This window comes from Conyzicola lurida (genome assembly GCF_014204935.1).
GTDB lineage: Bacteria > Actinomycetota > Actinomycetes > Actinomycetales > Microbacteriaceae > Conyzicola > Conyzicola lurida.
The window spans coordinates 1,483,589-1,504,943 of record NZ_JACHMJ010000001.1 but is presented as its reverse complement, the minus strand read 5'-3'; the positions used below and the strand labels follow the sequence as shown (position 1 = coordinate 1,504,943).

The 21,355-nt window shown below is 67.7% G+C and carries 19 protein-coding genes and 1 riboswitch; of the genes, 11 read left to right on the top strand and 8 right to left on the bottom strand.

Going from position 1 to position 21,355, the window contains the following annotated elements; genetic code table 11:
• The first annotated feature begins 12 nt into the window (after positions 1-12).
• From glgA to HD599_RS07260, 3 genes are all read left to right on the top strand, one after another.
• The gene (glgA, locus tag HD599_RS07270; protein ID WP_184235317.1) at positions 13-1,194 is read left to right on the top strand and encodes a glycogen synthase; all 1,182 of its coding nucleotides are present in this window, start codon (positions 13-15) and stop codon (positions 1,192-1,194) included.
• A 33-nt stretch (positions 1,195-1,227) separates the two neighbouring features.
• Positions 1,228-2,010: an ABC transporter ATP-binding protein gene (locus tag HD599_RS07265; protein ID WP_184235315.1), complete on the top strand. Its 783-nt coding sequence runs from the start codon at positions 1,228-1,230 to the stop codon at positions 2,008-2,010.
• A gap of 93 nt (positions 2,011-2,103) precedes the next feature.
• Complete coding sequence (locus tag HD599_RS07260; RefSeq protein WP_184235312.1) at positions 2,104-2,352, top strand: type B 50S ribosomal protein L31; 249 nt, start codon at positions 2,104-2,106, stop codon at positions 2,350-2,352.
• Between the two features lie 65 nt (positions 2,353-2,417).
• On the opposite strand, the gene HD599_RS07255 is transcribed toward HD599_RS07260, so the two are convergent.
• The 3 genes from HD599_RS07255 to treS form a co-directional block, all read right to left on the bottom strand.
• A complete protein-coding gene (locus tag HD599_RS07255) occupies positions 2,418-2,741 on the bottom strand; it encodes a DMT family transporter (RefSeq protein WP_184235309.1) in 324 nt (107 codons plus the stop codon).
• Between the two features lie 11 nt (positions 2,742-2,752).
• Positions 2,753-2,817: riboswitch (guanidine-III (ykkC-III) riboswitch) on the bottom strand.
• Positions 2,818-2,860: 43 nt separating this feature from the next.
• A complete protein-coding gene (locus tag HD599_RS07250; protein WP_184235306.1) occupies positions 2,861-3,550 on the bottom strand; it encodes a 3'-5' exonuclease in 690 nt (229 codons plus the stop codon).
• Between the two features lie 9 nt (positions 3,551-3,559).
• Positions 3,560-5,284 (bottom strand): maltose alpha-D-glucosyltransferase, encoded by a 1,725-nt coding sequence (treS, locus tag HD599_RS07245; RefSeq protein ID WP_343061949.1) that lies wholly within the window; start codon positions 5,282-5,284, stop codon positions 3,560-3,562.
• 92 nt (positions 5,285-5,376) lie between these two features.
• Between treS and HD599_RS07240 the strand changes: the two genes are divergently transcribed.
• Positions 5,377-6,315: an alpha/beta fold hydrolase gene (locus HD599_RS07240; protein WP_184235300.1), complete on the top strand. Its 939-nt coding sequence runs from the start codon at positions 5,377-5,379 to the stop codon at positions 6,313-6,315.
• A gap of 6 nt (positions 6,316-6,321) precedes the next feature.
• Here the strand turns inward: HD599_RS07240 and HD599_RS07235 are convergent, their stop codons facing one another.
• The gene (locus tag HD599_RS07235; RefSeq protein ID WP_184235297.1) at positions 6,322-6,948 is read right to left on the bottom strand and encodes a histidine phosphatase family protein; all 627 of its coding nucleotides are present in this window, start codon (positions 6,946-6,948) and stop codon (positions 6,322-6,324) included.
• Between the two features lie 46 nt (positions 6,949-6,994).
• Positions 6,995-7,822, bottom strand: coding sequence for a Sir2 family NAD-dependent protein deacetylase (locus HD599_RS07230; RefSeq protein WP_343061947.1), 828 nt, complete (start codon positions 7,820-7,822; stop codon positions 6,995-6,997).
• A gap of 163 nt (positions 7,823-7,985) precedes the next feature.
• On the opposite strand from HD599_RS07230, the gene HD599_RS07225 reads away from it, so the two are divergent.
• From HD599_RS07225 to HD599_RS07210, 4 genes are all read left to right on the top strand, one after another.
• Entirely contained in the window at positions 7,986-8,798 is an 813-nt protein-coding gene (locus HD599_RS07225) for a TrmH family RNA methyltransferase (RefSeq protein ID WP_184235291.1), read from the top strand.
• A gap of 30 nt (positions 8,799-8,828) precedes the next feature.
• Complete coding sequence (locus HD599_RS07220) at positions 8,829-10,367, top strand: APC family permease (RefSeq protein WP_184235288.1); 1,539 nt, start codon at positions 8,829-8,831, stop codon at positions 10,365-10,367.
• Between the two features lie 14 nt (positions 10,368-10,381).
• Positions 10,382-11,608, top strand: a complete 1,227-nt coding sequence (locus HD599_RS07215; RefSeq protein ID WP_184235285.1) for a D-alanyl-D-alanine carboxypeptidase family protein — start codon at positions 10,382-10,384, stop codon at positions 11,606-11,608.
• Between the two features lie 170 nt (positions 11,609-11,778).
• The gene (locus HD599_RS07210) at positions 11,779-12,846 is read left to right on the top strand and encodes a fatty acid desaturase family protein (protein ID WP_343061946.1); all 1,068 of its coding nucleotides are present in this window, start codon (positions 11,779-11,781) and stop codon (positions 12,844-12,846) included.
• Positions 12,847-12,890: 44 nt separating this feature from the next.
• Here HD599_RS07210 and HD599_RS07205 read toward each other — a convergent pair whose 3' ends face one another.
• On the bottom strand, positions 12,891-13,679 hold the full coding sequence (locus HD599_RS07205) for an SGNH/GDSL hydrolase family protein (protein ID WP_184235279.1): 789 nt from the start codon (positions 13,677-13,679) through the stop codon (positions 12,891-12,893).
• A gap of 164 nt (positions 13,680-13,843) precedes the next feature.
• Between HD599_RS07205 and HD599_RS07200 the strand changes: the two genes are divergently transcribed.
• The 3 genes from HD599_RS07200 (at position 13,844) to HD599_RS07190 (ending at position 17,403) form a co-directional block, all read left to right on the top strand.
• Positions 13,844-14,110, top strand: a complete 267-nt coding sequence (locus HD599_RS07200) for a GlsB/YeaQ/YmgE family stress response membrane protein (protein WP_184235276.1) — start codon at positions 13,844-13,846, stop codon at positions 14,108-14,110.
• A gap of 92 nt (positions 14,111-14,202) precedes the next feature.
• Positions 14,203-15,459, top strand: coding sequence for a DNA polymerase IV (gene dinB / locus HD599_RS07195; RefSeq protein WP_184235273.1), 1,257 nt, complete (start codon positions 14,203-14,205; stop codon positions 15,457-15,459).
• Positions 15,460-15,522: 63 nt separating this feature from the next.
• Entirely contained in the window at positions 15,523-17,403 is a 1,881-nt protein-coding gene (locus tag HD599_RS07190) for a DEAD/DEAH box helicase (protein WP_343061945.1), read from the top strand.
• Between the two features lie 124 nt (positions 17,404-17,527).
• Here the strand turns inward: HD599_RS07190 and HD599_RS07185 are convergent, their stop codons facing one another.
• Entirely contained in the window at positions 17,528-17,731 is a 204-nt protein-coding gene (locus HD599_RS07185; RefSeq protein ID WP_131418413.1) for a cold-shock protein, read from the bottom strand.
• Between the two features lie 155 nt (positions 17,732-17,886).
• On the bottom strand, positions 17,887-21,342 hold the full coding sequence (locus HD599_RS07180; protein ID WP_184240437.1) for an error-prone DNA polymerase: 3,456 nt from the start codon (positions 21,340-21,342) through the stop codon (positions 17,887-17,889).
• Between the last annotated feature and the right edge of the window lie 13 nt (positions 21,343-21,355).

Sequence of the window (21,355 nt, the reverse complement as noted above, 5' to 3'; positions counted from 1 at the left end):
TAGCGTCAGACCATGCGAGTCGATCTAATTTCACGTGAGTATCCACCGGAGGTGTACGGCGGCGCCGGCGTACACGTTGCAGAACTCGTCCGCGCCCTGCGCCCCGCGCTCGACGTTCGTGTGAGGGCCTTCGGGCTGCCCCGCGACGAGGAAAACGTCTTCTCGTATCTGGTTCCCGGCGAGCTGAAAACCGCCAATCCTGCCCTCGCCACCCTGGGTGTCGACCTGCAGATCGCTCAGGATGTCGCGGGAGCAGATCTCGTGCATTCCCACACCTGGTACGCCAACGCCGCGGGGCATCTCGCCTCGATGTTGCACGGCATTCCGCACGTGGTCACGGCGCACAGCCTCGAGCCGTTGCGCCCCTGGAAGGCCGAACAGCTCGGTGGCGGCTACCGCGTGTCGAGCTGGATCGAGAGCACGGCGTTCGCCGGCGCGGCGACCGTCATCGCGGTGAGCCACGGCATGCGTCGCGACATCCTCCGCTCGTATCCGTTCCTCGACGAGGAGAAGGTGACCGTGGTGCACAACGGCATCGACCTCGAGGAGTGGAAGCCCGTCGACGACCCCGAGCTCGTGCGTTCGCTCGGCATCGACCCGAGCCGCCCCTCCGTCGTCTTCGTCGGCCGCATCACGCGTCAGAAGGGTCTGCCGTACCTGTTGCGTGCCGCGGCCCTGCTGCCGAAGGACGTGCAGGTCATCCTCTGCGCGGGAGCCCCGGACACCCCCGAGATCCTCGCCGAGGTCGAGGCCGGCGTCGCCGCCCTGCAGCAGGAGCGCACCGGCGTCGTCTGGATCGACCGGATGCTGAGCCGCCACGACCTCTCCGCCGTGCTGACCCAGGCCACCACGTTCGTCTGCCCGTCGATCTACGAGCCGCTCGGCATCGTCAACCTCGAGGCCATGGCCTGCGGTGCACCCGTCGTGGGGACTGCCACCGGCGGCATCCCGGAGGTCATCGACGACGGCGTGACCGGCCGCCTGGTGCCCATCGAACAGCTGGAGGACGGCACGGGCACACCGACCGACCCCGACAAGTTCGTGCGCGATCTCGCCGCGGCCCTCACCGAGGTGGTCTCCGACCCCGAGGCGGCGAAGCGCATGGGCGCTGCCGGGCGTCACCGCGCCGAATCGGAGTTCGGCTGGGACCGGATTGCCGACCGAACTCGAGAAATCTACGCGGCGCTCACCTGATCGTCGGGGAGCCACGTCTAAGCTGGAGCCATCATGGCAAGCGTTCTAGAGCTCTCTGACGTCTCCGTCGTTCGTGACGGAAATCGCATCCTCGATTCGATCACGTGGGCGGTGGATAGTGATGAGCGGTGGGTCGTGCTCGGCCCCAACGGCGCGGGCAAGACCACGCTGTTGTCGATCGCCTCGGCGTCGATCCACCCGAGCTCCGGCACCGCCAAGGTGCTCGAGGACACCCTCGGCAAGGTCGACGTGTTCGAGCTGCGCCCCCGCATCGGATTCGCGTCCACCGCGCTGGCCCGCAAAGTGCCCGCCGGCGAGACGGTGCTCGACGTCGTACTCACCGCCGCCTACTCGGTCACCGGCCGCTGGAACGAGGAGTACGACGACATCGACTCACGCCGCGCGCGTCGTGTGCTCGCGGAGTGGAAGCTCGACCACCTCGAGGAACGCCGCTTCGGCAGCCTCAGCGAGGGCGAGCAGAAGCGCGTGCAGATCGCGCGTGCCGTGATGACCGACCCCGAACTGCTGCTGCTCGACGAGCCGGCCGCGAGCCTCGACCTCGGAGCGCGCGAAGAGCTCCTGCAGCTGCTCGGCGGCTATGCCAGCTCGCCGCAGGCGCCCGGCATCGTGATGGTGACACACCACGTGGAAGAGATCCCGCGGGCCTTCACCCACGCGCTGCTGCTCAAGGACGGCCGCATCCAGGCTGCCGGACCGCTCGACGAGGTGATCACCGCCGAGAACCTGAGCGCCACCTTCGGTATGGACATCACCGTCGAACGACACGACGGCAGATTCGCGGCCCGCGCACTCTAGTTCTGGTAGGCTAGGCCTTTGGCTCGGCATATTCGTGTGCCCGCCTCACAGACTTTTTCATTTTGACGCTCGACGAAACCACAAGGAAAATCCATGAAGACCGACATCCACCCCACGTACAACGCTGTTGTGTTCCGCGACCTCGCCTCCGGTGAGACGTTCCTGACCCGTTCGACGGTGTCCAGCGACAAGACGATCGAGCTCGACGGCGAGACCTACCCGGTCATCGACGTGGAAATCTCCTCCGCTTCGCACCCGTTCTACACGGGCAAGCAGCGCATCATGGACTCCGCGGGCCGCGTCGAGAAGTTCAACTCGCGCTACAAGGGCTTCAACAAGTAGTCCCTCAGCACGAGACGAAAGGGCGGCGAGCTTCGGCTCGCCGCCCTTTTTCGTGCACCCGTCGCCTAGTGCTCGCCTCCGACGAGCTTGAGCCCGACGACGCAGGCGACGATGCCGAGCACCAGGAGGATCTTCACCACCGAGGCGGGCTCGCCACCGAAGAACATCGCGTAGAGCACGGTGAGCGAGGCGCCGATGCCGACCCACACCGCGTAGGCGGTGCCGGTGGAGATGTCGCGCATGGCGAAGGCGAGGCCGGCCATGCTCAGCACGAGGCCGACTCCGAAGACCACCGACGGCCAGAGTCTGGTGAAACCCTCCGACTTACCGAGGGCGGTGGCCCAGACGGCTTCCAGTACGCCCGACAGGATAAGAACGATCCACGACATGACTCTTCCCTTGTGGCCAGTCTTGTCGCTCTCCGGGTACTGATCCGTCGTCCGGGGCCGCTTCGCGCGACCACGTTATCAACGGTAGCAACGCTGTGTGAGCAACGCCTGTGCAGTGCTCAGCGCTGCGGCCACGCCCCCGATGCGGTGAAGGTCGGGTCTTTAGTCCGGCGCATATAGTCCTGGAAGCTGGCGGACTGCTCGGCGCACCAGCCGACCTGCAGCGCGTGCAGGTCGGCCCCGTCGATGTCGAGCTGGTCGCCGTAGCGGCCGGCCAGCGCCTGGGCGATGCGGCCCGCCGCGACGGCGTCCGCTCCGGCATCGTGCGCGTCCGTGAGGTCGACGCCGTAGACCAACGCCGCCGCCTCCAGCGTGCGCTTGCCCTTGCGGTACCGGTCGACGGCGCGGTCGAGAACGAGCGGGTCGATGATCGGGAGGGGCTCGTGCAAGGGAGCGACGCCGTGGCGCACGGCTTCGTGGTGCAGCAGGGAGAGGTCGTAGGGCGCGTTGTAGATCGTGATCGCGATGCCGCGGGCGACGAGCGCCTCGAGCTCGGCGATGATCTCGGCCACGACCTCGGCGGCCGGCCGGCCCTCGGCCCGCGCCCGCTCGGTTGTGATGCCGTGCACGGCGCTCGCCTGAGCCGGGATCTCGATGCCGGGGTCGGCCAACCACGCGCGTTCCTCGAGGACCGCGCCGTCGGGTCCGATGACGCCCACGTGGGCGGAGACGATGCGGCTCGTCTCGACGTCGATACCGGTGGTCTCGAGGTCGAAGACGCCGAGTGTGTTAAACCATGAGTTGCTCATGCCGTCACTCTAAACGCGACCACCGGCAAAGTGAGCGCCGCCCACGTGCAGCCAGTAGAAACTCTGCGTTCCGAGGGTGAGGTGGAGGGACCCGTCGTCGCCGATCGATGGGAACTGTCCGCCGCCGAACAGGTCGTAGAGTGCCTCCCCGGGGTTCTCCGGGTCGGTGATCGTCACCGCCACCGGGTTGTGCGCGAAGCTGAACACGCAGAGCACCTTCTCGGGCATGTCGCCGAAGTGCGTGCCGCTGCCCTCGTACTCGCGCACGAACGCGAGCACCGACTCGTGGTTGGTCTGCAGCACCCGCAGCGTGCCGAGGCCGAAGGTGGGGTGGCCCTTGCGCACGTGGATCACGTTGCGGATCCAGTGCAGCAGCGACCGCGACTGGGCGAGCTGGGCTTCGACATTGATCTGCTGGTAGTTGTACACCAGCGACTGCACGATCGGCAGGTAGAGCTTGCCGGGGTCGGCGGTGGAGAAGCCCGCGTTGCGGTCGGGGGTCCACTGCATCGGTGTTCGCGAGCTGTCGCGGTCGGGCAACCAGATGTTGTCGCCCATGCCGATCTCGTCGCCGTAGTACAGGAACGGGCTGCCCTGCAGCGAGAACAGCAGCGCATGGGCGAGTTCGAGCTCGGCGCGCGAGTTGTCGAGCAGCGGAGCGAGGCGGCGACGGATGCCGATGTTCGAGCGCATGCGCGGGTCGTAGGCGTACCAGCCGTACATGGCCTGCCGGTACTCCTCGTTGACCATCTCGAGGGTGAGCTCGTCGTGATTCCGCAGGAAGACGCCCCAGCCGGCGTTCTTCGGGATGGACGTGTGCTCGGAGAGAACGCGCACGAGCTCGCCGGCCTGCTGCGAGCGGAGCGAGTAGAAGATGCGCGGCATGACCGGGAAGTCGAAGGCCATGTGGCACTCGGGGTCCTCCTCGGTGCCGAGGAACTCGGCGACCTCGGTCGGCCACTGGTTGGCCTCGGCAATCATGACGCGGCCGGGGTACTCGGCGTCGACCATCGCCCGCAGCTTGCGGATGAAGTCGTGGGTCGCCGGCTCGCCCTCGCCGTTTCCTTCCTCGGTCTCGTAGAGGTAGGGGATGGCGTCGAGCCGGAAGCCGTCGACGCCCAGGTCGAGCCAGAACCGCACGGTGTCGAACATGGCTTCATGCACGGCCGGGTTCTCGTAGTTGAGGTCGGGCTGGTGCGAGAAGAAACGGTGGAAGAAGAACTGGCGGCGTTCCGCGTCGAACGTCCAGTTCGACTCTTCGGTGTCGACGAAGATGACCCGGATGTTGGGGTAGCCCTCGTCGGTGTCGCGCCAGACGTAGTAGTCGCCGTACGGGCCGTCCGGGTCGGATCGCGACTGCTGGAACCACTCGTGCGCGTCCGAGGTGTGATTGACCGGCAGGTCGATGACGACGCGCATGTTGCGCTCGTGCACCTTGGTGACCAGGTCGCGGAACTCATCGAGCGTTCCGAAGTCTGGGAGGATCGACTTGAAGTCCTGGACGTCGTATCCGCCGTCTTTGAGCGGCGAGTTGAAGAACGGCGGGAGCCAGAGTGCGTCGATGCCGAGCCACTGCAGGTAGTCGAGTTTCTGCACCACGCCCTGCAGATCGCCGGCCCCGTCGCCGTTGCTGTCGAGGAACGACCGCACCATCACCTCGTAGAACACCGCGCGGCGATACCACTGCGGATCGAGTGCCAACCCGGGTAGCTGGATAGGGGCGGTGAAGGTCACGGGGCTCCTCGGAATCGAACGCGTGGCGCGGAAAACCCCGCGTCGATCGAGTCTAGGGGAGTGCATCGGCCGGAAACCTTAGACTGTCCGGGATGAACGTTGAATCCCCTTTCGCGGCCCTGCTCGGTGCCCTCCCCATCCGCCGCGACGTCGTCAGAGTGCTGGGCAGCGAGACCCACTACTGGGTCTACGGGCCGGATGACGCGGCGACCACGATCGTGATCTCACACGGGTACCGCGGCGAACACCACGGCCTCGAACCGGTGATCGCGCAGCTGCGCGACGTGCGCATCATCGGTCCCGACCTGCCCGGTTTCGGCGAGTCGACGGCGATGACCGAGCGCAAGCACGACATCCCCGGCTACGCCGACTGGTACGCCGGGTTCCTCGACGCCCTGGGGCTCAACGGCAGCGCGGTCGTGCTCGGCCACTCCTTCGGGTCGATGGTCACCGCGACCGCGGTCTCGACCGGCCTGGTACGCACCCCGAAGCTCATCCTCGTCAACCCGATCGCCGCCTCCGCTCTCGAAGGACCCAACCGGTTCCTCACCAAGGGCACCGTGCTCTACTACCGGCTGGCGATGGCCCTGCCCGAGAAGGCCGGGCACTGGCTGCTCGACAACTGGCTCGTCATCCGCTTTATGAGCCTCGCGCTCGTGAAGACGAAGGACAGAACGCTGCGCCGCTTCGTCCACGACCAGCACCACACCTACTTCGGCCGCTTCTCCGACCGGCAGACCGTGGTCGACGGCTTCGACGCCTCGATCAGCAACGACGTGCGGTCGGTCGCCGACGGTCTCACCATGCCGACCCTGCTGATCGGCGCCGAGTACGACGCGATCACCACCGTCGAACAGATGGAGCAGCTGCGTGACCAGATGGCGGACGCGACGCTGCACATCATCCCCGACGTCGGCCACCTCATCCACTATGAAAAGTCCCGGGAAGCCGCCGGGATGATCGTCGACTTCCTCGGCGTGGGCCGGCTCGCCGACGAGACCGACGAAGCGCCCGCGACGCGGGCGAACTAGCGCGCCCTAGACCAGCGACTCCCGCGACTCGACCGCGTTCTGGTCCTCGATGTCCTCGGTCGCGCAGTCGAGCGATTCGACCTCGATCGGGTCGTCGAACGCGATGAGGTCGAGGGTGCCGTCGGTGTGCCGGAAGCTGTGCACGGAGCCGTTGCGGATCGGTTCGGTGTGCGCGGCCCCTGCGACCTCGGTGAGCACGGTGCGGATGAGGCCGCCGTGGCTGACGACCACGATCGACTCGCCGGGGTGCTGCTCGGCGAGACTGACGAGCGCGGGCAGCGCGCGTGCGGCGACCTCCTCGCGGGTTTCCCGGCCGGGCACGGCGTCGGGGAAGCGCGCGTCGATCTCGTCGCCGGTGAGGCCCTCGGCCAAGCCGTAGTTGCGCTCGACCAGGTCCGGGACCACTCCCGGTTCGGGCAGCCCCAGCTCGCGCGCGATGATCGCGCCGGTCTCGTAGGCGCGCGAAAGCGGACTGGCGTAGACGCCGTCCCACTCGCGGGTGGCGAGCAGCCGTCCGGTGGTCGCGGCCTGCGCGCGGCCGGTGTCGTTCAGCGGGATGTCGGTACTGCCCTGAATGCGGCGTTCTCGGTTCCAGTCCGTCTCGCCGTGGCGGACGAGGTAGATCAACGTCATGAGCGGTCCCTCGGTAGCGGGAACCGTAGGCGGGCTGACGGCTGGGCTAGGCGCCGAGCCTCGTCAGGAGCGAGACGAGCGTCTCCGAGGTTCCTGCTTCGATCTTAACCACAGCGCGCGAGTCGCCCTTGGTGACACCGCGGTTGATGATGACGACCGGGAGTTTCTTCTTGACCGCCTGGTCGAGCAGGCGGATACCCGAGTTGACCATCAGGGACGACCCGGCGACCACGAACGCCTCGGCGCGCTGCACGAGCGCGGAGGCCTCGGTGAACTTCTCGACCGGCACGAACTCGCCGAAGAACACCACGTCGGGCTTGAGCAGCCCGCCGCAGACGCTGCACTCGGGCACCACGAAATCGTCCACCGAGGCGATCTGCACGTCGCCGTCGGGGGAGAGGGGCAGGTCGTCGCCCTCGATCCACGGGTTGGCGGCCGCGAGCCGGGCCGCGATGTCGCCGCGCGCGTAGTACTGGCCGCAGGTGAGGCAGCGCACGCGGTCCATCGAACCGTGCAGGTCGACGACGCGCTGCGATCCCGCACGCAGGTGCAGGCCGTCGACGTTCTGGGTGATGACGCCGTTGACCAGGCCTGCGGCCTCGAGGTCGGCGATCGCGGTGTGCCCGGCGTTCGGCGCGGCGGCGGCGAACCGCTTCCAGCCGAGGTGGCTTCCGGCCCAGTAGCGCTTGCGGAAGTTCACGTCGCCGAGGAACTGCGAGAAGGTCATGGGGGTGCGCACGGGGGCTCCGGCTCCGCGGTAGTCGGGGATTCCCGAGTCGGTGCTGAGCCCGGCGCCGGTGAGCAACGCGATCCGCCGTCCGCGCAGCACGTCGACGGCGGCGTCGAGCTGCGTCTGCGTGTCGGTGTGGGACACGGGAGAATGGACGTACGGAATTGTCACGCGTTTTCTCTTCCCGGTAGTGAAGCTAGTCCCAGAGTAAACGCTCCGCTTTACCGTTATGTTTCCGATAGCTGTCAGTGTTCGCTGTCGGCGGCATCCCACACCCGACATCCCGACCAGAATTGGACACCGTTGTATGCGCATCGAGAGAATCACCGACCTCGAGCGCGACGAACTGCGTGACTTCAGATCTCTGACGGATGTCGCGCTGCGACGCGTGAGCGAACCGGCAGGCGGGTTGTACATCGCCGAGTCGACGAAGGTGATCGGCCGCGCTCTCGCCGCCGGGCACCGCCCTCGGTCCTTCCTGCTGATCGAACAGTGGCTGCCCGACGTCGAAGCGCTGCTCGCCGACACCGGATTCGACGACGTACCCGTCTTCGTCGGCGCTCCCGAGCTGCTCAAGCAGCTCACCGGGTTCGACATGCACCGCGGAGCGCTCGCGTCGATGCACCGGCCCGAGCTGCTGCCCGTGGCCGAGCTGCTCGAGGGCGCCCGCCGCGTCGTCGTGCTCGAGGATATCGTCGACCACACGAACATCGGCGCGATCTTCCGCTCGGTCGCGGGCCTCGGTGCCGACGCCGTGCTGATCACCCCGCGCTGCGCCGACCCGCTCTACCGCCGCAGCGTGCGGGTGAGCATGGGCACCGTGCTGCAGGTGCCGTGGACCCGCCTGCCCGAGTGGCCGGAGGGCGCGGACCTGCTGCGGGACGCGGGCTTCCACATCGCGGCACTCGCGCTGGCCGACGATGCCGTGGAACTCGACGCCTTTGCGGCATCCGCCCCTCACAAGGTGGCCATGCTGCTCGGGTCGGAGGGTGACGGACTGAGCCGGGCCGCCCTCGAGAACGCCGATACGGTCGTGACGATTCCGATGATGCACGGCGTCGATTCGCTCAACGTCGCGGCCGCCAGCGCCGTCGCCCTGTACACGGTGCGCATCAAGTAATATCGCGGTACCACCCGAGGGGAGACGACGATGTCTGACCAGAAAACCACTGCCGCCGCCGGCAAGGGACTCGCGACCGGCACGCTCGGGCTCGTCGGCTCCACCGTCATCGGGCTGGCCTCGACCGCCCCGGTGTACTCGCTCGCCGCAACCCTCGGCTTCGTCGTGCTCGCGGTCGGGGCGCAGGCGCCGATCGCCTTCATCATCGCGTTCGTGCCGATGTTCCTCATCGCCTTCGCCTACCGCGAGCTCAACCGCGCCGTGCCCGACTGCGGCACGACCTTCACCTGGGCGACCAAGGCGTTCGGGCCCTGGGTGGGGTGGATGGGCGGTTGGGGAGTGGCCGTCGCCGGCATGGTCGTGCTGGCCAATCTCGCGCAGATCGGAGGCAAGTACTTCTGGCTGCTGGTGAACCCGGAGCTCGCCGAGAACGGCTTCGTGGTCACGCTCACCGGAGTGCTGTTCATCGCGGTGATGACCTACATCAGCTACCGCGGCACCGAGATCGGCGAGAAGCTGCAGAACGTGCTGCTCGCCGTGCAGTACCTGGCCCTCGCCGTTTTCGTGATCGCCGCGGTGGTCTCCGTGGCCACGGGAACCGCGCCCGAGGGCGCGACTCCGCCGACGCTCGACTGGTTCAACCCGTTCGCCTTCACTTCGACCAGCGGCTTCGTCGAGGCGGTGCTGCTCGCGCTGTTCATCTACTGGGGCTGGGACACCTGCCTCGCCCTCAACGAGGAGACGAAGGACCCGGAGCGGATCCCCGGGCGGGCCGCCATCCTGTCCACCGTCATCCTGCTCGTGACCTATGTCGGCGTGACGGTCGCGGCGATGGCCTACGCGGGGCTCGGCACTTCGGGGGTCGGGCTCGGCAACGAGACCAACGCGGAGGACGTCTTCTTCGCCCTCAAGGACGTGCTGTTCGGCCCGTGGGCCTGGCTGCTGGTGATCGCGGTGATGGTCTCTGCGGTGTCGTCGACCCAGACGACGATCCTGCCGACGGCGCGGGGCACCCTGGCGATGGCCGCGTACAAGGCGTTGCCCACGCGGTTCGGCCGGGTACACCCGAAGTTCCAGACGCCGGGGTTCTCCACCATCGTGATGGGCGTCGTCGCGACGGCGTTCTACGTGGGGATGACGATCATCAGCGAGGACTTCCTCTCCGACACCATCCTCTCGCTCGGTCTCGCGATCGCGTTCTACTACGCCATCACTGGGTATGCGTGCGTCTGGTACTTCCGCTGCGAGCTCTTCCAGAACGCGCACAACGTCGTCTTCAAGTTCCTCTTCCCGCTGCTGGGCGCGCTGATGCTCACCGCGGCCTTCGTCTTCTCGGCGATCGACATGTTCGATCCCGATTACGGCTACACGGTGATCTGGGGCATCGGGGGGGTGTTCGTGGTCGGCATCGGCTCGCTCGCCCTCGGCGTGGTGTTGATGGTGCTCTGGTTCTTCTTCGCCGGGTCGAAGCCGTTCTTCCGGGGCGAGAGCCTCAACCGCGAGACGCCGATCCTCGTGCCCGAAACCGACCACCCGCCGCTGCGTTCAGTCGATGGCGGGTTCGCCTGATTTACGATTAGCCAATGGCACTCACCCGACGACAGATTCTCCGCCGACGCCGGGTGGCGGTCTTCGGTGCCGCCGCGGTCCTGATCGGCACGGTGTTCTACCTGCCGATGACGCTGCTCGCCCCGCTCGGCTCGGTCGCCGCGGAGATCGAGCCGTACAGCGTCGGCGCGCAACCCGCCGCCGACCTCGGCTGGCCCGCCCTCGGGGCGAGTGCCGTCGGCGCGATCGGGTACGACGGGGTGCTGGGAGCCGGTGGCAACGACCAGGCCGCACCCATCGCATCCATCACCAAGATCATCTCGGCCCTCGTGGTTCTCGAGGCCAAGCCGATCGGGCTCGACGACGCCGGCCCCGACATCGAGTTCACCGCGAAAGACGTCGCAATCCGGGCCGCCTACCAGGCGGTCAACGGCGCGACCGAACCCGTGCAGGCGGGCATGGTGCTCACTCAACGGCAGGTCATGGACGTCATGCTCGTCGAGTCGGCGAACAACTACGCCGAGTCCCTCGTGACCTGGGCGTTCGGCTCGGTGGACGAGTTCCTGCCGGTCGCCAACGCCTGGCTGGCCGACCACGGTCTCGCCTCGACGAGCATCAGCGACCCCACCGGCATGTCGCCGCTGAACGTGAGCACGGCGAGCGACCTCGTGCAGCTGGGCAAACTCGCCCTGGCGAACCCGGTCGTCAACGCCATCGTCGGCACCGCCACCGAACAGGTCCCCGTGCTCGGCGAGATCAGCAACAGCAACGCGCTACTCGGTATCGACGGCATCCGCGGCATCAAGACCGGCACCCTCGACGAGGCCGGCGCCTGCCTCCTCTTCGCGGCCGACTACGTCGTCGGCGGCGAGACCGTCACGATCGTCGGAGTCGTGCTCGGCGGCACCGACCACAAGAGCCTCAACGTGAGCGTGCGCGCGCTGCTCGCCGACGTCGAGGCGGGCTTCCACGAGGTGCAGCTCACCTCGGCGGGCCAGGAGTTCGGCACGTATTCCACGCCGTGGGGCGACGATTCCCCGCTCGTTGCCGCGGCGACCACGAGCGTCGTCGTCTGGGCCGACACCCCCGTGACCTCGGCGATCGAGACCGACGAGGTCGGCGTGGCGAAGAAGGGGGCGGATGTCGGTGACGTGACGTTCACCGTCGGCGACGAGCGCATCGTGGTGCCCCTCGAACTCGCCTCGACGATCGACGATCCCGGAGCGTTCTGGCGCCTGACCAACCCCGCCGCGCTCTTCTAAATACCCGACATCCGTCGGGAATAATAGCCGTCGCGTCGTGCATTGGTTTCTCAGCGTCGCCACCTAGACTGACGAACATCCGCCAGAGCTCATGCTCAACCTCCGTGACTGGGAAGTCGATAGACCATCGAGGTCCAGTGACGAATTCAGCAGCATCTCCGTCTCCCCGTGTGATCAAAACGGGACAGCGCGGACTCTCCAATCCCGTGTCGGAATTTTCCGCCCTCCTGCACACCATCCGTGACGCCGGTCTTCTGCACCGCAAGCGCACGTTCTACATCCTCAACTTCGCCGTCATCACGCTGCTCATGGCAGCGGCGTGGGTCGGCACCGTGATGTTGAGCGGTACCTGGTACACGCTCATCCTCGCGGGCGTGATGGGCATCCTGTTCACCCAGTACGCCTTTATGGCGCACGAGGCCAGCCACCGTCAGGTCTTCGAGTCCGGCAAGGCCAACGACCTCGCCGGCCGCGTACTCGCCGACCTGTTCGTCGGCATCAGCTACTCGTGGTGGATGACCAAGCACACGCGTCACCACGCGAACCCGAACACGATGGGCAAAGACCCCGACATCGAGACGGACTTCATCGTCTTCACGAAGGAGCACGCGGCCAAGGTCGCGCACCCCGTCACCACCTTCCTCGCCCGCCGCCAGGGCTGGCTGTTCTTCCCCGTGCTGATCTTCGAAGGCATCAACCTCCACCAGCACGCGTTCAAGACGGTCTTCTCGCCCGGCAAGGTCGACAAGCGTTCGCTCGAGATCGTGCTGCTCGCGGTGCGCCACGCCGTCTTCATTACCGCGGTCTTCCTCGTGATGCCGGTCGGCATGGGCTTCGCGTTCCTCGGTGTCCAGCTCGCCGTCTTCGGCCTGTACATGGGTTCGTCCTTCGCTCCCAATCACAAGGGCATGCCGGTTCTCCCCAAAGACAGCAAGGTCGACTTCCTGCGCCGCCAGGTGCTCACGAGCCGCAACATCCGTGGCGGCTGGTACATGAACATCTTCATGGGCGGCCTCAACTACCAGATCGAGCACCACCTGTTCCCGAGCATGCCGCGCCCGCACCTCAAGCGTGCCCGCGAGATCACCAAGGAATACTGCCAGAGCAAGAACATCCTCTACACGGAAGCCAACGTGCTCGAGTCGTACGCGATCGTGATCGCCTACCTCAACCGCGTCGGACTCTCCGCCGGCGGAGACCCGTTCGATTGCCCGGCCGCGATGCGGTTCGGCCGCTAGCAACGAGCGAAAAAGAGGGACCGAGCTGAGCTCGGTCCCTCTTTTCACATGTCCAGCGTGACGTCGCGGTCGGGCCAGGCCGGACGCTTCGCCGTCACGTTGTCGCCCGACGACTGGTGCCTGATGCGCCGCAATACCCAGGGCATCAGGTGCTCACGCGCCCAGCCGAGGTCGCCCACGCGTGCCTCCCGCCATGAGCGCGCCGGCAGGGGTTCGGGCACGTAGGGCTCGAGGTCATTTTCCACGTTGAGGGTGGCGAGCACCATGCGCGCGATGGTGTGGTGGCCGATGGGGGAGAAGTGCAGCCGGTCGGGCGCCCACATCCGGGTGTCACGCAGCTCACGCAGCGGCCACATGTCGGCGACGATCGCGTCGTGACGCTGGGCGATGCCGCGCACGTTCTCGTTGTAGATCGCTACTTTGCCGCGGTGACGGCCGAGCACGGGCGTCGTGCCGATGTCCGGTCCGTTGAACAGCACCACGGTCGCTCCCTCGGAGGTCAGGCGTTCGATGGCGCCCTCGAGCCGGCCCGCGATCTCGTCGGGGTCGGTGCCGGGGCGGATGATGTCGTTGCCGCCGGCCGAGATGGTGATCAGGTCGGGCTTCAGCTCGAGCGCCGGTTCGATCTGTTCGTCGATGATCTGCTGCAGCAGGCGCCCGCGGATCGCCAGGTTGGCGTAGGCGAAATCGTCGGTCCCGGTGGCGAGAACCTCGGCCACGCGGTCGGCCCAACCGCGGAAACCGCCCGGGCTTTCCGGCTCCGGGTCGCCGATCCCCTCCGTGAATGAGTCGCCAATTGCCACATATCTGGTCCACGGGTGCTGCTGAGTCATTACTTAAGAGTGCATCAGGTTCGGACGGATCGCTACCCGCTAGCACACGGTCGACCGCACAAGCAATGACCGGGAGGTCATTTGGCCCCCAATTGGGTTACCTGCTTAGCTGTTTGACGGTTCCGAGACCCGGGACCGAAATAATGACCGACTGGGAGGTCGTCATGGGAATCATTGGCTGGATTGTGTTGGGCCTGATCGCTGGAGCTATTGCAAAGGCCATTCTGCCGGGCACGCAGGGCGGAGGCTGGCTCATCACGCTCGTCCTCGGCGTGGTTGGTGCTCTCGTCGGCGGCTTCATCGGGAGCGCGCTCTTCGGCATCGGACTGGAAGAGTTCTGGTCGATCCAGACCTGGCTCGTCGCCATCGCCGGTTCGATCGTCGTACTGCTGATCTACGGTCTCCTTACACGTGGAAGCCGTCGCGCCTAACCGCGACCGCTGCAACGCCCCGTCCGCTTCTGCGGGCGGGGCGTTTTCGCGTCCACCCCGCCGTTGTCGGCGGTGACTGGGATGATGGGAGTATGAGCAAACAGGACGGGAGCGGCCGCCAGACCAGCGCCGTCGACGTCGATGACTCCACGGCGACCGTCCTCCACGTCGACATGGACGCGTTCTTCGCCTCCGTCGAGCTGCTCGACCGCCCCGACCTGCGCGGCAAGCCCGTGATCGTCGCGCACGACGGCCCACGCTCCGTCGTCACCGCGGCCACCTACGAGGCCCGCAAGTTCGGCGTGAACTCGGCGATGCCCCTCGCGATCGCCAAGCGCCGTTGTCCCCAAGCGATCGTGCTCGAGCCGCACTTCGACCGGTACTCGCACTACTCGGCCATGGTCATGGCGATCTGCGACGAGCTGACACCGTCGGTCGAGCGACTCGGCATCGACGAGGCATTTCTGGATGTCGCGGGCTCGCGTAAGCACATCGGCAGCCCCATCACGGTCGCAACGCTCCTCCGTCGCCGCGTGCTGGAGGAAACCGGACTCATCTGCAGCGTCGGAGCCGCCGCGACAAAATTCGTGGCGAAGCTCGCATCCAGCCGCTCCAAGCCGAACGGACTGCTCGTCATCCCGCGCGACGAGACGATCGCCTTCCTGCACCCGCTGCCGATCGGCGCACTCTGGGGCGTCGGCGGAAAGACCGAGGAGTCGCTCACCCGTCACGGCCTGCGCACGATCGGCGACCTGGCCCAGTCGCCCGTCGACGTGCTGAAGCGCATGGTGGGCGAGGCGGCCGGCTCCAAGCTGCACGACCTGTCGTGGGGCATCGACCCGCGCGAGGTGCAGCCCCGCGCGGTCGAGAAGAGCATCGGACACGAGGTCACCTTCGAGACCGACGTCACCGACCCCGCCATCGTGCGACGCGAACTGCTCCGCCTCTCCGGCATGGTCGCGGTGCGCCTGCGCAGCGGCGGCGCCGAGGGACGCACCGTGGTTCTCAAGCTGCGGTTCGGCGACTTCACCACGATCACCCGCTCGCGCACCCTGAGCGAGCCCACCGACCTCGGCCGGCGCATCTACGACGAGGTCAGCGAGATCTACTCCGCCGTCGGAAAGGAACACGCCCGGGTGCGGCTCGTCGGCGTCCGGATCGAACAACTTTCCGAGGCCGGCGGCGGGCAGGTCAGCCTGTGGGACGACGACGACGGATGGCGCGAAGCCGAAGACGTCATGGACGCCGTGAGTGCCCGTTTTGGGCGGGGGAGCGTGACGCAGGCATCACTGCTGGGCAACAACCGAGGCCGCGAGAGCGAAGCCCGCGGCTTCGCCCGCGACGGCTGATCCGGCCCCCGACCGATGCCCGTCGAACGCGGCCGCCCGCATCGGCGGGTAAAGTTACATCAAGTGAACACTCCCTCTGACAACCCGGTCCTGGCCGCGTCGGAGATCGCGAATCCGAGCGAACCGCGCAACGCCGACGGCACCGCCGTCCCGCTCCCCGGTACCGGATTCCACCCGCACGTCGGAACCTTCGCCGCAGAACACCTCTCGCCCTCCTACCCGGAACGCGCCGCCCGCGGTACCGCCAGCGCTCTCCGTGCCTGGCAGGCCGAGGCGCTCGACCTCTACTTCGAGAAAGAGCCGCGCGACTTCCTCGCCGCCGCGACACCGGGCGCCGGCAAAACGACCTTCGCGCTGCGCCTCGCCACCGAGCTCATCGCGCGCCGCGAGGTCGACCGCATCACCGTCGTCGCCCCCACCGAGCACCTCAAACGCCAGTGGGCCGAGGCGGCGCACCGCGTCGGTATCCGTCTCGACCCGGCCTACGCCAACGGGCAGGCCTTCGGCGGGCGCCGCTACCACGGCATCGCGGTCACCTACGCGCAGATCGCCGTGCGCCCGCTGCTGCACCGCACCATCACCGAGTCGGCGCGCACCCTCGTCATCCTCGACGAGGTTCACCACGGCGGCGACGCGCTCAGCTGGGGCGACGCCATCCGCGACGCGTTCGGCCCGGCCACCCGCCGCCTCTCGCTCACCGGCACCCCGTTCCGCAGCGACACCGCGCCGATCCCGTTCGTCAGCTACGCGCCCGACAACAAGGGCATCCGTACCTCGATCACCGACTACAACTACGGCTACGGCCGAGCCCTCGCCGACGGCGTCGTGCGACCGGTCATCTTTATGGCCTACGCGGGCAAGATGCGGTGGCGCACCAAAATGGGCGACGAGATGGAGGCCCGCCTCGGGGAGGGCGACACCAAGGACATCACGTCGCAGGCCTGGCGCACGGCCCTCGACCCGGGCGGCGACTGGATCCCCGCCGTGCTCAAGGCGGCGAACCGTCGGCTGAGCGAGGTACGTCAAGCGATTCCGGATGCCGGCGGCCTGGTCATCGCCACGGACCAGACGACCGCGCGCGCCTACGCCGCGCTGCTGCACAAGCTCACCGGCGAGTCGCCCACGATCGTGCTGTCGGACGAGAAGGAGTCGAGCGAACGCATCGACGTGTTCTCGAAGGGCACCGACCGCTGGATGGTCGCCGTGCGCATGGTGTCGGAGGGTGTCGACGTGCCACGTCTCGCGGTGGGTGTCTACGCGACATCCGCCTCGACGCCCCTGTATTTCGCCCAGGCCGTCGGCCGCTTCGTGCGCACCCGTCGCCGCGGCGAGACCGCGTCGATCTTCCTGCCGAGCGTGCCGAACCTGATGGCGCTCGCGTCGTCGCTCGAGCTCGAACGCGACCACGCGCTCGACCGCGAGACACAGGACGACGGACTGCTCGACGACGGGCTGCTCGACTCGGAGAACCGCGAGGAGAAGACGTCCGACGACCTGCTGCAGGACGAGTTCACCTGGGAGGCGCTCGAATCGGAGGCCAACTTCGACAAGGTGCTCTACGAGGGTGGCGAGTTCGGTTTCGCCGCCGAGCCCGAGAGCGACGAGGAGCTGGACTTCATCGGCATTCCCGGTCTGCTCGAGCCCGAGCAGGTGCGCGAGCTGCTCAAGCAGCGGCAGGCCCGGCAGTCGAAGCGGTCGAGCGAGCGCCAGAAGGCCCTGCCCGAGGAGGAGCGCGACCCGCCGGCGCTGTACCGCACGCTCAAGGAGCAGCGCACGCTGCTGAACAGCCTCGTCGGCATCCGCTCGAAGATGACGGGGGAGCCGCACGGCATCATCCACGCCGAACTGCGGCGCATGCTCGGCGGACCGGCCGTCGCCCAGGCGAGCGTGTCGCAGTTGCAGGCGCGCATCGACCACCTGCGTAAGCGCGTGCGCGGCCAATAGAACCATCGCTTAACGAAGAAAGCCCCCGGTATAGGACCGGGGGCTTTCTTGTTGTGCAGTCTTGCTGTGCTTCCGTATCTACCGGCTCTTCGTTGAAAATACGGCGATACGTCTTACAAAAGACTTAGAGGGAGCGGATGTTCTCCGCCTGGGGGCCCTTGGGTCCCTGGGTGATGTCGAACTCAACCTTCTGGTTCTCATCGAGGGACTTGTAGCCGCCGCTCGCGATTGCTGAGTAGTGGGCGAAAACGTCCGGGCTACCATCCTCGGGAGCAATGAAGCCGAAGCCTTTTTCTGCGTTAAACCACTTTACGGTGCCAATTGCCATGTAAAACTCCTCCAGGAGCGTTCTTCTTGGCTCCGATTGTCGGAACCTTACCGGTTAGCTCGATTGAGCTAGCCAGTTCACGCTAAGGCTATAGGAGTTACAGCGGCGATTGGGGAATTCGCGCAAAACTCGGGAAAAAAAGATTTACTCCCCATTTAGCGGAAGTCGCGGGAACTGGTCTGCTGGCCGACGCCGAGTGCCTCGATCCGGTCTGCCACAAGGTTCGTGACCCCCTCGGGCGACCGCTCCAGGATGCCGCGCACGATCATCGCGGGGGAGTCCCGCGCGACACGCCGGTAGCGGTTCCACACGCCGACCGAACAGATCACGTTGACCAGCCCCGTCTCGTCCTCGAGGTTGACGAAGGTGATGCCGCTCGCGGTCGCCGGCCGCTGCCGGTGCGTCACGACGCCGCCCACCTCGACGCGCCGCCCGCTCTCCGCCGTCTGCAGTGCCGCCGCCGAGAGCACCCCGCGCGCATCGAGCCGGCGGCGCACGTGCCGGATCGGGTGGTCGGCGGGGGAGATGCCCGTGGCCCAGAGGTCGGAACTGAGCTGCTCGGCCTCGGTCGGCATCGCGAACAGCGGCGGCTGCACCGTCACCGTGGAGTGCGGGAGGAACTCGGCGCGGTCCTGGGCGGCGCTGCCCGCGCTCCACAGCGCCTCCCGCTGGGTCAACCCGAGCGAGTCGAAGGCGCCGGCCGCGGCGAGGAACTCGAGCTGCGCCGTCGTGACACCCACCCGGCGCACGAGGTCGGCCATCGTCTCGAAGGCCCCGCCGCGTTCCCGCTCGGCGACGATGCGTTCGGCGAGGGGCGTGCCGATACCCTTCACCTCGTCGAGCCCAAGGCGCACCGCGAACCCGGTGTCGCGGCGGTGCGCGTCGTAGTCGAGCGGGATGCTCCGGTCGAAGACGGGCGGCACGACGGGCTGCTCGCGGTGCAGGCACTCGTCGCGGCCGTTCGCCGAGCCCGCCGAAGCGCCCTCCAGCGCCTCCAGCCCCGCCGCGACCCCCGAGCGAAGGATGTCGGGACGCAGCACCTCCACGCCGTGCCTGCGCGCGTCGGCGACCAGGCTCTGCGGCGAGTAGAAGCCCATCGGCTGGGCACGCAGCAGCGAGGCGAGGAACGCGGCGGGGTAGTGCAGCTTCATCCACGCGCTCGCGTAGACGAGCAGCGCGAAGCTGAGCGAGTGGCTCTCGGCGAAACCGAAGCTCGCGAACGCCTGGATCTTGCCGTAGATCTCGTCGGCGACCACACCGGTGATGCCGTTGCCTGCCATACCCGCGTAGAGCTTCTCCCTGAGCGACTCGATGCGCTCGATGCCGCGCTTCGACCCCATCGCCCGCCGCAGCAGATCGGCGTCTTCGCCCGTGCAGCCGCCGACCGCCATCGCGACCTGCATCAGCTGTTCCTGGAAGACGGGGATGCCGAGCGTGCGCTCGAGCGGTTCCTCCAGCTTGGGGTGCAGGTAGGTGATCGGCTCGGTGCCGAGCTTGCGCCGCACGAACGGGTGCACGGCGCCGCCCTGGATCGGGCCGGGGCGCACGAGCGCGATCTCGACCACGAGGTCGTAGAAACGGCGCGGCTGCAGACGGGGCAGCAGCCCCATCTGCGCGCGCGACTCCACCTGGAACACGCCGATCGCGTCGGCCCGGCAGAGCATGTCGTAGACGCCCGCCTCCTCCTTGGGGATCTCGTCGAGCCCGATCTCGTCGCCGAGCGACTCGCGCACGATATCGAACCCGTGCTGCAGCGCCGACAGCATGCCGAGGCCGAGCAGGTCGAACTTGACGAGGCCCATCCAGGCGCAGTCCTCCTTGTCCCACTGCACGACGGTCCGGCCCGTCATCCGCCCTCTCTCGATCGGAACCACCTCGCCCACCGGGCGGTCCGTGAGCACCATGCCGCCCGAGTGGATGCCCATGTGCCGGGGGAACTTCATCACCTCGAGGGCGAGGTCGACGACCGCCTCGGGGATGTCGTGCTCGGTGCTCTCGGTGAGGGCGCCGTGGCGCTCCACCTGTTTCGACCAGGCGTCCTGCTGCCCCGGGCTGTGGCCGAGCGCCTTCGCCATGTCGCGCACCGCGAACTTGGGGCGGTACTGGATGACGTTCGCCACCTGCGCGGCGTTCAACCGGCCGTACTTGTCGTAGACGTACTGGATGACCTCCTCGCGCCGGTCGGAGTCGAAGTCGACGTCGATGTCGGGTTCCTCGTCACGCATGCTCGAGAGGAAGCGTTCGAACGGCAGCTTGTAGTAGATCGGGTCGACAGCCGTGATCATCAGCAGATAGCAGACCGCCGAGTTGGCCGCCGAGCCACGACCCTGGCAGAGGATGCCGCGACCGCGGGCGAACGCGACGATGTCGTGCACGATCAGGAAGTAGCCGGGAAAATCCTTCTGTTCGATCACGGCGAGTTCGCGCTCGATGCGCGCGCGGTTGTCGTCGGTGAGCACGAGGTGGCGCTTTTCGACCCCCTCCCAGACGAGGTGGCGCAGCCAGCTCATCGGCGTGTGGCCTTCCGGCACCTGCTGCTTCGGCAGCCCGGGCTTGGCGCGCCGCAGCTCGAAACTCAGGTCGTCGGCTACCTCGACGGTGCGCGCGACCGCGCCGGGGTAGCGGGCGAAGCGCGCGGCCATCTCGGCGCCCGAACGCAGGTGCGCGGAGCCCGAGGCCGGCAGCCAGCCGTCCATCTCGTCGAGGCTGCGCCGGGCGCGTACCGCGGCGAGGGCGGTGGCGAGGTGGTGCTGCTTCGGGGTGGCGAAGTGCACGTTGCCGGTGGCGACGACCCCGAGGCGCCGCTCGGCGGCGATCGCGGCGAGGGCGTCGTTGTAGGTGCTGTCGAGGGGTGTGCCCTGGTCGAACAGCTCGACGAGCACGTTGTCGCGGCCGAAGAGTGCCACGAGACGGTCGACCTCGGCCGCGGCATCCGCCTCTCTGTCGCTCCTGTTGACGCCGGCGGCGGTGAGTGCTTGCCGCACGCGGCCCTTGCGGCAGCCGGTGAGGATGCTCCACTCGCCACCGGAGCGCTCGGCGAGTTCGTCGAGCGCGTAGAGCGGGCGGCCCTTCTCGTCGCCGGTGAGCTGGGCGCTGGTGAGGGCGCCGGCGAGGCGGTGGTAGCCGTCTTTCTGGCGGGCGAGCACGAGCAGGTGGCTGCCCTCGGGATCGGCGATGCCGTTCTGCGGGGTGCGCAGGCCGAGCGAGAGTTCGGCGCCGAAGACCGTGGCGGTGGCGGACTCGTCGCGCTCCTTGGCGGCGATCGCGGCGGCTCCGGCAGCCTCCGCCATGCGCACGATGCCGTAGAGGCCGTCGTGGTCGGTGAGTGCGAGGGCGTGCAGCCCCAGGCGGTTCGCCTCTTCGACGAGGCTCTCGGGGCTCGAGGCGCCGTCGAGGAAACTGAAGTTGGAGTGGGCGTGCAGCTCGGCGTACGGCACGAGTCCTGCGTCGTCGGTGCGCTGCTGCTCGGGGGCACGGTAGGCGTGCCGGTGGATCGACCACGCCGGGCTGTCGCCGCCGTCGGCCCCGGCCGGGGTGTCGCCGGGGCGCGTGCGGCCGGAGAGAGAGCGCTCGAGTTCCGACCAGGGGATGGGCGGGTTGTTCCAGCCCATCAGTCGTCTGCGT

Coding starts and splice junctions, on each gene's coding strand:
- glgA (WP_184235317.1), top strand. CDS start 13: ATGCGAGTCGATCTAATTTCACGTGAGTATCCACCGGAGGTGTACGGC.
- HD599_RS07265 (WP_184235315.1), top strand. CDS start 1,228: ATGGCAAGCGTTCTAGAGCTCTCTGACGTCTCCGTCGTTCGTGACGGA.
- HD599_RS07260 (WP_184235312.1), top strand. CDS start 2,104: ATGAAGACCGACATCCACCCCACGTACAACGCTGTTGTGTTCCGCGAC.
- HD599_RS07255 (WP_184235309.1), bottom strand. CDS start 2,741: ATGTCGTGGATCGTTCTTATCCTGTCGGGCGTACTGGAAGCCGTCTGG.
- HD599_RS07250 (WP_184235306.1), bottom strand. CDS start 3,550: ATGAGCAACTCATGGTTTAACACACTCGGCGTCTTCGACCTCGAGACC.
- HD599_RS07240 (WP_184235300.1), top strand. CDS start 5,377: ATGAACGTTGAATCCCCTTTCGCGGCCCTGCTCGGTGCCCTCCCCATC.
- HD599_RS07235 (WP_184235297.1), bottom strand. CDS start 6,948: ATGACGTTGATCTACCTCGTCCGCCACGGCGAGACGGACTGGAACCGA.
- HD599_RS07225 (WP_184235291.1), top strand. CDS start 7,986: ATGCGCATCGAGAGAATCACCGACCTCGAGCGCGACGAACTGCGTGAC.
- HD599_RS07220 (WP_184235288.1), top strand. CDS start 8,829: ATGTCTGACCAGAAAACCACTGCCGCCGCCGGCAAGGGACTCGCGACC.
- HD599_RS07215 (WP_184235285.1), top strand. CDS start 10,382: ATGGCACTCACCCGACGACAGATTCTCCGCCGACGCCGGGTGGCGGTC.
- HD599_RS07205 (WP_184235279.1), bottom strand. CDS start 13,679: ATGACTCAGCAGCACCCGTGGACCAGATATGTGGCAATTGGCGACTCA.
- HD599_RS07200 (WP_184235276.1), top strand. CDS start 13,844: ATGGGAATCATTGGCTGGATTGTGTTGGGCCTGATCGCTGGAGCTATT.
- dinB (WP_184235273.1), top strand. CDS start 14,203: ATGAGCAAACAGGACGGGAGCGGCCGCCAGACCAGCGCCGTCGACGTC.
- HD599_RS07185 (WP_131418413.1), bottom strand. CDS start 17,731: ATGGCAATTGGCACCGTAAAGTGGTTTAACGCAGAAAAAGGCTTCGGC.
- HD599_RS07180 (WP_184240437.1), bottom strand. CDS start 21,342: ATGGGCTGGAACAACCCGCCCATCCCCTGGTCGGAACTCGAGCGCTCT.